Source organism: Sphingobacterium sp. T2 (assembly GCF_000814685.1).
Lineage (GTDB): Bacteria > Bacteroidota > Bacteroidia > Sphingobacteriales > Sphingobacteriaceae > Sphingobacterium > Sphingobacterium thermophilum.
This window is the reverse complement of sequence record NZ_JXAC01000089.1, coordinates 22944-31192: the sequence shown is the minus strand read 5'-3', so window position 1 is coordinate 31192 and position 8249 is coordinate 22944. Positions and strand designations below refer to the sequence as shown.

Sequence of the window (8249 nt, the reverse complement as noted above, 5' to 3'; positions counted from 1 at the left end):
GCTCATACGTACCGTAATGGAAGCTAAACCAAGTCTTGCAGTTCAAAACATAGTACAAGATTACGAATTAACCTTTATTTTACTAAAAAAATTAAGCAAAATTTTATACGCAAAAAACATATGAAGCACCAATCTTTTAGTAAATTGCGCTTTATGATTCCATACATCGATATACATACACATCAACATAGGGAAGTCCCCCATCTTCTTCAGTTGCTCAATTGTATCATCGGTAAGGGGGCTATACCTGAAACTATATGTTCTGTCGGTATCCATCCGTGGTACGTGGAGGGCGATGGAAATACCCAATGGGCACTATTAAAACAGCAGGCGACTTCCACTCAGGTACTAGCTATTGGAGAGTGTGGACTGGATAAACTGACTGACACTCCGTGGGATAAACAGATAGAAATCTTTGAGTGTCAAATTTTACTGGCCAACAAATTGCAGAAGCCTCTTATCATCCACTGTGTACGTGCCTTTCAAGAAACGATGATCATGCTAAAGGCACAAAAAGTGCAGGTTCCGGTACTCTTCCACGGCTTCAACAAGAAAAAAGAAGTAGCCCAGGCCTTGCTGCGACAAGGATATTACCTTTCTCTGGGTAGTGCTATCCTCAAAGGGCAAATGGACGACATATTGATAGATCTTCCTTTAGAAAAAATTTTCTTCGAGACAGACGATAAATCGACTAATGTAGTAGATATTTATTCTTATTTTTGCACCTGTCCGAAAAATCAGCATGGATGATTTGCGGCAACAGATAAGCAAAAATTTTCAGAACGTATTCAGATACACACTATCCGCATGAAAGATTTATCTTGGTTATCAAGAACAGAAGCATTAATCGGTAGAGAAGCATTGGAGAAGCTAGCCCACTCCCACGTGTTGGTATTAGGTTTGGGCGGTGTAGGTTCTTTCGCTGCAGAATTTATCGCCCGCGCGGGGGTAGGAAAGATGACAATTATCGACGGCGATACCGTAGATCCTACAAACCGCAACCGCCAGCTTCCGGCATTGGCTACCAACCACGGCGTACCTAAAGCAGAGATTATGAGACAGCGCCTACTGGACATCAATCCCGAATTGGACTTGACTGTCTACCAAGAATTTATTATTCCCGAACGTGTGGAAGCTCTTATCGCCGAAAAGCCGGACTATATCGTAGAAGCCATAGACAGCATCACGCCGAAGCTATACCTTATCCGTCAGGCCTATGAAGCAAAGATTCCTTTCGTAAGCTCTATGGGTGCCGGTGGCAAGCTGGATCCTACCAAAATCAGAATTGCGGACATCAGCAAGACTTATAACTGCAAGCTTGCCCATCATATCCGTAAGAAGCTCCGCAAACACGGCATACGTGAAGGAGTAAAGGTCGCGTTCTCCACAGAGTTACCGGACAAGGCTTCCTTGCTATACACCGACGGCAGCAATTTCAAGAAGTCTGCCTACGGCACTATGTCCTACCTTCCCGCCGCCTTCGGAGGGGCTATAGCTTCCGTAGCTATAAGAGATCTGATAGGGAAAAAAGTTTTATAATAAAAAAGCGAGAAAGAGAAACCTTCTCGCTTTTTTAATTACCTTCCCTATCTTTCGTCTTAGCTTCGTAATACCACAACAGCCCAAATAGATACATTCCATGTACAAGCTGAGCTTCTATGGCACTCCAATTTTCTATGCTGCTACTTCCCAACACGAGAATAGCCATCAGTGTCAGACTTGCATAAAGACAATAGCGCAACTGAATACCTATCAGCAGCCATATGCCCAGCAACAGTTCTATAATAGGCAGGACATACCCCCAAGCTTGCACCAGTCCGACAGGAAGAAAAGACTTTTCCATCGTCGTCACCATCCATTCGCTAAATCCCTGAAGCTTGGGTAACCGCACGGCTCCGTGCCCCACCAAGGAAATAGCCATAGGTAAACGGGCAAAGAAAAATAATGAGTTATTCATCGTAAATGTTTTCAGTTTGGGTCTATCATAAAGTTAACAAATAGCGACAGCAATGGCAAGCTTAACTAACAAACATCACCTTAGCCTTTTACCGAGAAGAAGTCCTACTTCACCGAATTCCCAACACGGTTTACCTAAAACGCCTGCTCTCCCATCGCTCTCTGCTATATCTTTGAAACATAATCAGATAAATAGTTGTTTAATTATTACTAAAAAACTAAAAACATTACGGTCATGGCATACAAAGAAACTTTCAATATTTCGGGCGAGCACCTACTCAAAAAGATTAAAGAGCTAATCAGCGACGCCAATGTGACAAAAATTACGATAGCCGACAAAAACGAAAAGGAAATCATCAGCTTTCCAGTATCTATAGGCATCGTGGGGGTATTATTAGCTCCTGTTTTCGCGGCTGTTGGTGCTATCGCTGCAGTCTTAGCAGAATGCAAAATCATCGTCGAACGCAAAGATGATATAGAGCACGAAGCTACTGCGGCAGAAAAAGATGAAATCAACCCTTTGGTATAACTTTTAAAAGCATATAAAAATGATCTTAATAGCGGTACTGTTTCCTTGGTTGTCCTTTTTTCTAAGAGGAAAGATTATAGTGGGATTTTTATGTTTGATACTACAGATTACGCTTATCGGCTGGCTTCCGGCTGCTATCTGGGCTGTAGCTTCGCTGCTCGATGGGCGGAATAAACGAAGAGTAAAGGAGCAGTACCACAAGGTGCATTTTGTATAGTTTAATTATTATGGATAGTAAAGCAAAAAGCCTTCGCTGTTGCGAAGGCTTTTGTTTTATTTTGAGATAATCTCTTGCATTTCGTGCATGATTTTCTGTGCTATGGCATCTGCTGCTTCCGGTGTCTTTCCTTCCGAATAGATGCGGATGATAGGCTCGGTATTTGATTTACGCAGATGTACCCATTCGTTTTCGAAATCTATCTTCAATCCATCTATCGTAGTATGATTCTCATGTGCATACTTTTGCTGCATGGCTGATAGCAGGCCATCGATATCCAAGTCCGGTGTCAAGGTGATTTTATTCTTGGACATGTAATATTGTGGCAGTTCGGCACGATATTCCGAAATTTTCTTACCCATCTTCGCTAGATGTGACAGCAAGATAGCAATACCCACCAACGCATCACGTCCGTAGTGTGAAGCCGGATAGATTACACCACCGTTACCTTCACCACCGATTACAGCGTTTACCTCCTTCATTTTTGTTACGACGTTTACCTCTCCTACTGCTGCGGCAAAATATTCGCCACCATGTTTCAGGGTCACATCGCGCAAGGCACGCGTTGACGATAGGTTCGACACGGTATTACCCTTTTTATGCTGTAGGATATAATCTGCCACAGCTACCAGCGTATATTCTTCACCGAACAGCTCTCCGTCTTCCATCATGAACACCAATCGATCCACATCCGGATCCACTGCAATACCAAGGTCGGCGCCGTTTTGGATTACAGCAGCGGACAGGTCGGTCAGATGCTCTTTGAGAGGTTCGGGATTGTGTGGAAACTTACCGTTCGGCTCACAGTGTATTTTGTAAATAGTTTGCACACCCAAAGCTTCCAACAATGCCGGCACAAAAATTCCTCCCGTGCTGTTAACCGCATCTACCGCTACCTTAAAATTAGCTTTGCGGATAGCTTCTACATCCACATATTCCAAAGCCAAAATAGCATCTATATGTTTCTGAAGGTATGTGTCGTCCTGTATTACTGTTCCTAATTCCTCGATACCTGCAAAGTCGAAGTCTAGGCTTTCTCCCAAATCTAACACCTCTTTTCCTTCAGCATCGGAAATAAACTCTCCTTTCGCGTTGAGCAGCTTCAGTGCATTCCACTGTCCCGGATTATGCGAGGCTGTCAAAATTATACCGCCAGCAGCCTTTTCCATAGGAACGGCAATCTCCACAGTAGGAGTAGTGGAGAGTCCCAAATTTACTACCTCTGCACCGATACTCTGTAAAGTGCCGATAACCAAGTTACTGACCATCTCTCCCGACACACGGGCATCACGACCTACTACTATTTTCTTGTTTCCTGATTTTTGGATTAAGATTTTACCGAAAGCAGCAGTAAACTTGACAATATCAACAGGGGTCAATGCATCTCCAGGACGGCCACCGATAGTGCCGCGAATTCCTGAGATAGATTTTATTAATGTCATAATTACTCTTCGTTCTCTAGTTTAAAGTCCCGTAAAATTAAGGATTATTAAAAAATCACAAGTTAAAATTCGTAAATATTCACAAAAAAACTAACTTTGTTGCAACATTGTGTATTTTACAACTTAAAACAACACTTTTTATCTGTTTACAAATGATGTAAATTAGTTGTACGATACATAACCTTAGCATATATGTTACAAGAAATCATACACTTAGACAAAGAAATATTTCTAGCCATCAACCAAGGATTGAGCAACACCTTCTTTGATTGGTTACTTCCTATATTACGCAATCCTTACACGTGGGCCCCTCTATATTTGTTTTTGATAATATTCTTTGTGAAGCACTACGGCAGGTTAGGCATCCTTATCGTGGCTTGCACCTTACTCAACTTTGCCATATCGGACGGGGTTTCTTCACATCTGATCAAGAAGAACGTCAAGCGTGTGCGGCCTTGCAATGATATAGAATTTAAGCATGAAGTCAATGTACGTGTACGCTGTGGCTCCGGTTACAGCTTCACCAGCTCACATGCTACCAACCATTTCGCTATGGCCTTTTTCTGGATAGTGCTTTTCCGTCGGAAGTGGCGTCACACGTTATGGCTATGCATTTTATGGGCATCTTCCATAGCCTTTTCACAGATCTACGTAGGGGTACACTATCCGCTGGATGTATTCTTCGGCTCCATACTGGGAATACTTATAGGCTGTACATCAGGTTATCTTTTTAACCGTTTTGTACCCTCTTTCATTGAGAGAAAACAAGAACCCAACATACAGTAACATTAATGAGTCCTATTCTTATTGTTTCGATACTTTTCACTTCGGCCCTATTAGCCGGATTGGCAGTATTTTTTGTCAAACGTGACAACACCAGCTATTTAAAATTAATCCTTTCTTTCAGTGGAGCTTACCTATTCTCCATTACAGTCTTACATCTGATTCCTCATGTGTATACGGAAGGTACTTCCTCCCCTGAAATTATAGGACTTTATATTTTAGGTGGTTTTATCTTTCAGCTCATCTTGGAGCAGTTTTCACAAGGTATAGAGCACGGGCATATACATCATCATGAGAGTGCAGGCTTTCCGCTAGGCATTATGATTAGTCTGTGTCTTCACGCATTCTTGGAAGGGATGCCGTTGACTTCGGGTCATCAAAGCCAGTTAGTATTTGGCATTGCAGTGCACCATATCCCAGCAGCCTTTGCGTTGGGTAGCTTATTACTGAATACGCGGCTCAACAAAAAAGTGATTGTGATCTTGCTGTTACTCTTTGCGGGCATGACCCCGATGGGATTCCTGACCAGCAAACTTCTCAGCGCCGGTGAGATCGGCAACATCGCCCTGTATTTCGACAAAATCATGGCGGTAGTGATAGGTATATTCCTACATATTTCTACCACCATCCTCTTTGAATCGGGATCGGCAGACCACCACACCTTCAACAAAAAAAAGATGGCAGCCGTATTCTTGGGGATGGCGCTATCCCTTACTTCATTTCTATTCCCGCATGACCATGACCATTCGTCTCATGGCACCGAACAGCATGACGAACATCATCATCATGACCATCATGAGCACCATCACGATCATGAGCACACACATTAATTTTCAATAAAAGCTCCTCATCTCGGGGAGCTTTCTTATTTTTATACATCATTATTTAAAATCATTCTTAATAACGACAAAGATTTGACATAAAGTCTTACAGGAGCTAATTGTATTTGAGTATCTTTGGGTTTTAATAAAGAAAATCTAAAACTTACGTTATAATGCAGCAAAAAATCTCATTGGACAGACTTAAAAAAGGAGATAAAGCCATAATAGACTCTTTCGCCAGTGACATTCTGCCGGCAAAATTCTATGAGTTGGGTTTCGCGCCGGGCTCTGTGATTATTGTGAAACATAAGGCTCCTTTCAATGGTCCTATATGTGTGAATATCCAACATGACGATTCCTTGATAGCCATCCGTAAGACTGAGGCAGCTTTAATCTTAGCGCGTAAAATATAATGAAGAAAAAAACTATAGCTTTACTTGGAAATCCTAACGTGGGTAAAACTTCGTTGTTCAATCGTATTACCAAACTCAACCAAAAGGTAGGCAACTATCCGGGCATTACGGTAGAAAAAAGACAGGGTACCGTAAAAGTTCATGATATAGAATATACGGTCATAGACCTTCCAGGGACTTATACCTTATATCCTAACTCTTTGGATGAGGAAGTTGTACTGAACACCTTACTTAACAAGGAAAGCAAAGACTATCCCGACTTGGTGGTCGTCGTATCTGAACCCAGCACCATCAATAGAGGGACAATAATCTATCAGCAAGTACGTGAGATAGGACATCCGGCTATCTTCGTCATCAATATGGAAGATGAAATCAAAGATAAAGGCCTCCATATAGATATTGCACGTCTAGAAGCATACTTAAAGACCAAGGTGTATAAAACCAATGCACGCACAGGAAAAGGAATTGACACCCTTATCCAGAATCTGGAAACACCGGTAAGCCCTTATTTTGGCGCGTTGGATTTACCCTCTCAATATCATGATGCGTTAAATGAGGCTAAAAAGCTGTTTCCTCTAGAAACAGAATATAAAACATGGATACACCTCGCGCTGGACAGTTCCTCCGCACTTTCGGAAGATGTCAACGAAAAGCTGGATACTATACGTAAACGTTATAATCTTTCTACCCAGCAGCTGCAGAAAGATGAAGCAATCCTTCGCCATGACAGAATCCAAAATGAACTGGATAACATCATCACCAAATCGCAGAACAAAAAATTGTCATCTAACAGAAAAGATAGATAATATCTTAATACACCCTATATGGGGGTATGTCATCTTCTTCAGTCTTCTGTTTTTGATATTCCAAGCTATATACAGCTGGTCCGGCCCATTAATGGATACGGTAGACGGGCTTTTTGCTGCCTTAGGAGACTATGTAGGGTCTACCTTCCCGGAAGGGCCTCTCAATGACCTTCTTGTCAATGGCATTATTGCGGGAATAGGTGGCATTGTTATATTCCTACCACAGATTATCATCTTATTTCTTTTCATCTCTTTGATGGAAGAGACAGGCTATATGAGTCGTGTGGTATTTTTGATGGACAGGTGGCTGAAGCCTTTTGGATTGAACGGCAAGTCGGTCATCCCATTGATGTCGGGTGCTGCCTGCGCCATTCCTGCTGTCATGTCGGCACGTAATATAGAAAACCCGAAAGAGCGTCTTCTGACCATGCTGGTCACCCCTTTCATGACCTGTTCGGCACGTCTGCCTATCTATATTGTGATTATAGGCTTAGTAATTCCGGACAAAGAAATATGGGGATTCAACCTACAGGGCATAACCCTTTTCGGTATGTATCTCCTCGGCATCATTGGAGCTTTATTTTCTGCACTGGTCCTAAACCGCATCATCAAGTCCGTACGTCAGTCCTTTTTGATTTTCGAGCTACCTATATATAAGAAGCCGGATTTGAAAAACGTTTTAACGACAGTATGGGAGAAGTCTTTAGGTTTTCTTTGGGGAGCAGGAAAGATTATCTTGGCCATCTCTATCATCCTTTGGGTATTAGGAAATTTCGGTCCTAACGACCGCTTCTCCAATCCGGAAAAATATATTGTCGCCGAGCAGCCTGACCTCAGCGAGGAGCAACTTCAAAATGAAATCACAGCATATAAAACAGAATATTCGTATTTGGGTTATTTGGGAAGAGGCATAGAACCTGCAATAAAGCCTTTGGGATACGACTGGAAAATTGGCATAGGCCTGTTATCATCTTTTGCGGCACGTGAAGTGTTTGTTGGCACGGTGGCTGTCGTTTACTCCTTGGGAGAAGATTTGGATATAGAAGATGAAGAGCAAAAGGTTAACCCTTTTCGACCGCATGAAAGCAGAAATCAACCGCAATACGGGATTACCTACGTACAATTTTGCTACAGGAATATCGTTATTATTATTTTATGCTTTTGCAATGCAGTGTATGGCTACTATTGGTGTTGTGCGTCGCGAAACGGGATCTTGGAAATGGACAATCACGCAAGCTCTATTTATGACCGGCTTAGCCTATATAGCAGCCCTCATAGCATA

General features: G+C 42.3%; 10 protein-coding genes and 1 pseudogene. 9 read left to right on the top strand and 2 right to left on the bottom strand.

The annotated features are described in order from the left end of the window. Window positions 1-120 precede the first annotated feature (120 nt). A complete protein-coding gene (locus SD31_RS06965) occupies window positions 121-750 on the top strand; it encodes a TatD family hydrolase (RefSeq protein WP_052258744.1) in 630 nt (209 codons plus the stop codon). A 57-nt stretch (window positions 751-807) separates the two neighbouring features. Beyond that, window positions 808-1539, top strand: a complete 732-nt coding sequence (locus SD31_RS06960; RefSeq protein ID WP_039053598.1) for a ThiF family adenylyltransferase — start codon at window positions 808-810, stop codon at window positions 1537-1539. A 34-nt stretch (window positions 1540-1573) separates the two neighbouring features. On the opposite strand, the gene SD31_RS06955 is transcribed toward SD31_RS06960, so the two are convergent. Then, complete coding sequence (locus SD31_RS06955) at window positions 1574-1957, bottom strand: MauE/DoxX family redox-associated membrane protein (RefSeq protein ID WP_039053597.1); 384 nt, start codon at window positions 1955-1957, stop codon at window positions 1574-1576. A 234-nt stretch (window positions 1958-2191) separates the two neighbouring features. Here SD31_RS06955 and SD31_RS06950 point away from each other — a divergent pair, with 234 nt between their 5' ends. Both SD31_RS06950 and SD31_RS06945 read left to right on the top strand, forming a co-directional pair. Next, on the top strand, window positions 2192-2485 hold the full coding sequence (locus SD31_RS06950; protein ID WP_039053596.1) for a DUF4342 domain-containing protein: 294 nt from the start codon (window positions 2192-2194) through the stop codon (window positions 2483-2485). Between the two features lie 19 nt (window positions 2486-2504). Beyond that, window positions 2505-2702, top strand: a complete 198-nt coding sequence (locus SD31_RS06945; RefSeq protein ID WP_039053595.1) for a YqaE/Pmp3 family membrane protein — start codon at window positions 2505-2507, stop codon at window positions 2700-2702. Window positions 2703-2758: 56 nt separating this feature from the next. Here SD31_RS06945 and glmM read toward each other — a convergent pair whose 3' ends face one another. Then, window positions 2759-4144 carry a phosphoglucosamine mutase gene (gene glmM, locus SD31_RS06940; protein ID WP_039053594.1) on the bottom strand — a complete coding sequence of 462 codons (1386 nt, stop codon included), beginning with the start codon at window positions 4142-4144 and terminating at the stop codon, window positions 2759-2761. A gap of 192 nt (window positions 4145-4336) precedes the next feature. Between glmM and SD31_RS06935 the strand changes: the two genes are divergently transcribed. The 5 genes and pseudogenes from SD31_RS06935 to SD31_RS18725 form a co-directional block, all read left to right on the top strand. Then, window positions 4337-4930 carry a phosphatase PAP2 family protein gene (locus SD31_RS06935; protein WP_039053593.1) on the top strand — a complete coding sequence of 198 codons (594 nt, stop codon included), beginning with the start codon at window positions 4337-4339 and terminating at the stop codon, window positions 4928-4930. Window positions 4931-4935: 5 nt separating this feature from the next. Then, window positions 4936-5757 carry a ZIP family metal transporter gene (locus tag SD31_RS06930; protein WP_082021858.1) on the top strand — a complete coding sequence of 274 codons (822 nt, stop codon included), beginning with the start codon at window positions 4936-4938 and terminating at the stop codon, window positions 5755-5757. Window positions 5758-5921: 164 nt separating this feature from the next. Next, window positions 5922-6161, top strand: a complete 240-nt coding sequence (locus SD31_RS06925) for a ferrous iron transport protein A (protein ID WP_039053592.1) — start codon at window positions 5922-5924, stop codon at window positions 6159-6161. Further along, window positions 6161-6967, top strand: coding sequence for a FeoB small GTPase domain-containing protein (locus SD31_RS18730; protein WP_231561261.1), 807 nt, complete (start codon window positions 6161-6163; stop codon window positions 6965-6967). Before SD31_RS06925 ends, SD31_RS18730 begins: the two co-directional genes overlap by 1 nt. Next, window positions 6867-7949 (top strand): annotated as a pseudogene (locus SD31_RS18725) (nucleoside recognition domain-containing protein); the annotation flags it as partial. The gene SD31_RS18730 and the pseudogene SD31_RS18725, both read left to right, overlap by 101 nt. Between the last annotated feature and the right edge of the window lie 300 nt (window positions 7950-8249).

Excerpts from the sequence above, each read along its gene's own strand:
- SD31_RS18730 (WP_231561261.1), top strand. The coding sequence starts at position 6,161 with ATGAAGAAAAAAACTATAGCTTTACTTGGAAATCCTAACGTGGGTAAA.
- SD31_RS06965 (WP_052258744.1), top strand. The coding sequence starts at position 121 with ATGAAGCACCAATCTTTTAGTAAATTGCGCTTTATGATTCCATACATC.
- SD31_RS06950 (WP_039053596.1), top strand. The coding sequence starts at position 2,192 with ATGGCATACAAAGAAACTTTCAATATTTCGGGCGAGCACCTACTCAAA.
- SD31_RS06925 (WP_039053592.1), top strand. The coding sequence starts at position 5,922 with ATGCAGCAAAAAATCTCATTGGACAGACTTAAAAAAGGAGATAAAGCC.
- SD31_RS06945 (WP_039053595.1), top strand. The coding sequence starts at position 2,505 with ATGATCTTAATAGCGGTACTGTTTCCTTGGTTGTCCTTTTTTCTAAGA.
- glmM (WP_039053594.1), bottom strand. The coding sequence starts at position 4,144 with ATGACATTAATAAAATCTATCTCAGGAATTCGCGGCACTATCGGTGGC.
- SD31_RS06960 (WP_039053598.1), top strand. The coding sequence starts at position 808 with ATGAAAGATTTATCTTGGTTATCAAGAACAGAAGCATTAATCGGTAGA.
- SD31_RS06930 (WP_082021858.1), top strand. The coding sequence starts at position 4,936 with ATGAGTCCTATTCTTATTGTTTCGATACTTTTCACTTCGGCCCTATTA.
- SD31_RS06935 (WP_039053593.1), top strand. The coding sequence starts at position 4,337 with ATGTTACAAGAAATCATACACTTAGACAAAGAAATATTTCTAGCCATC.
- SD31_RS06955 (WP_039053597.1), bottom strand. The coding sequence starts at position 1,957 with ATGAATAACTCATTATTTTTCTTTGCCCGTTTACCTATGGCTATTTCC.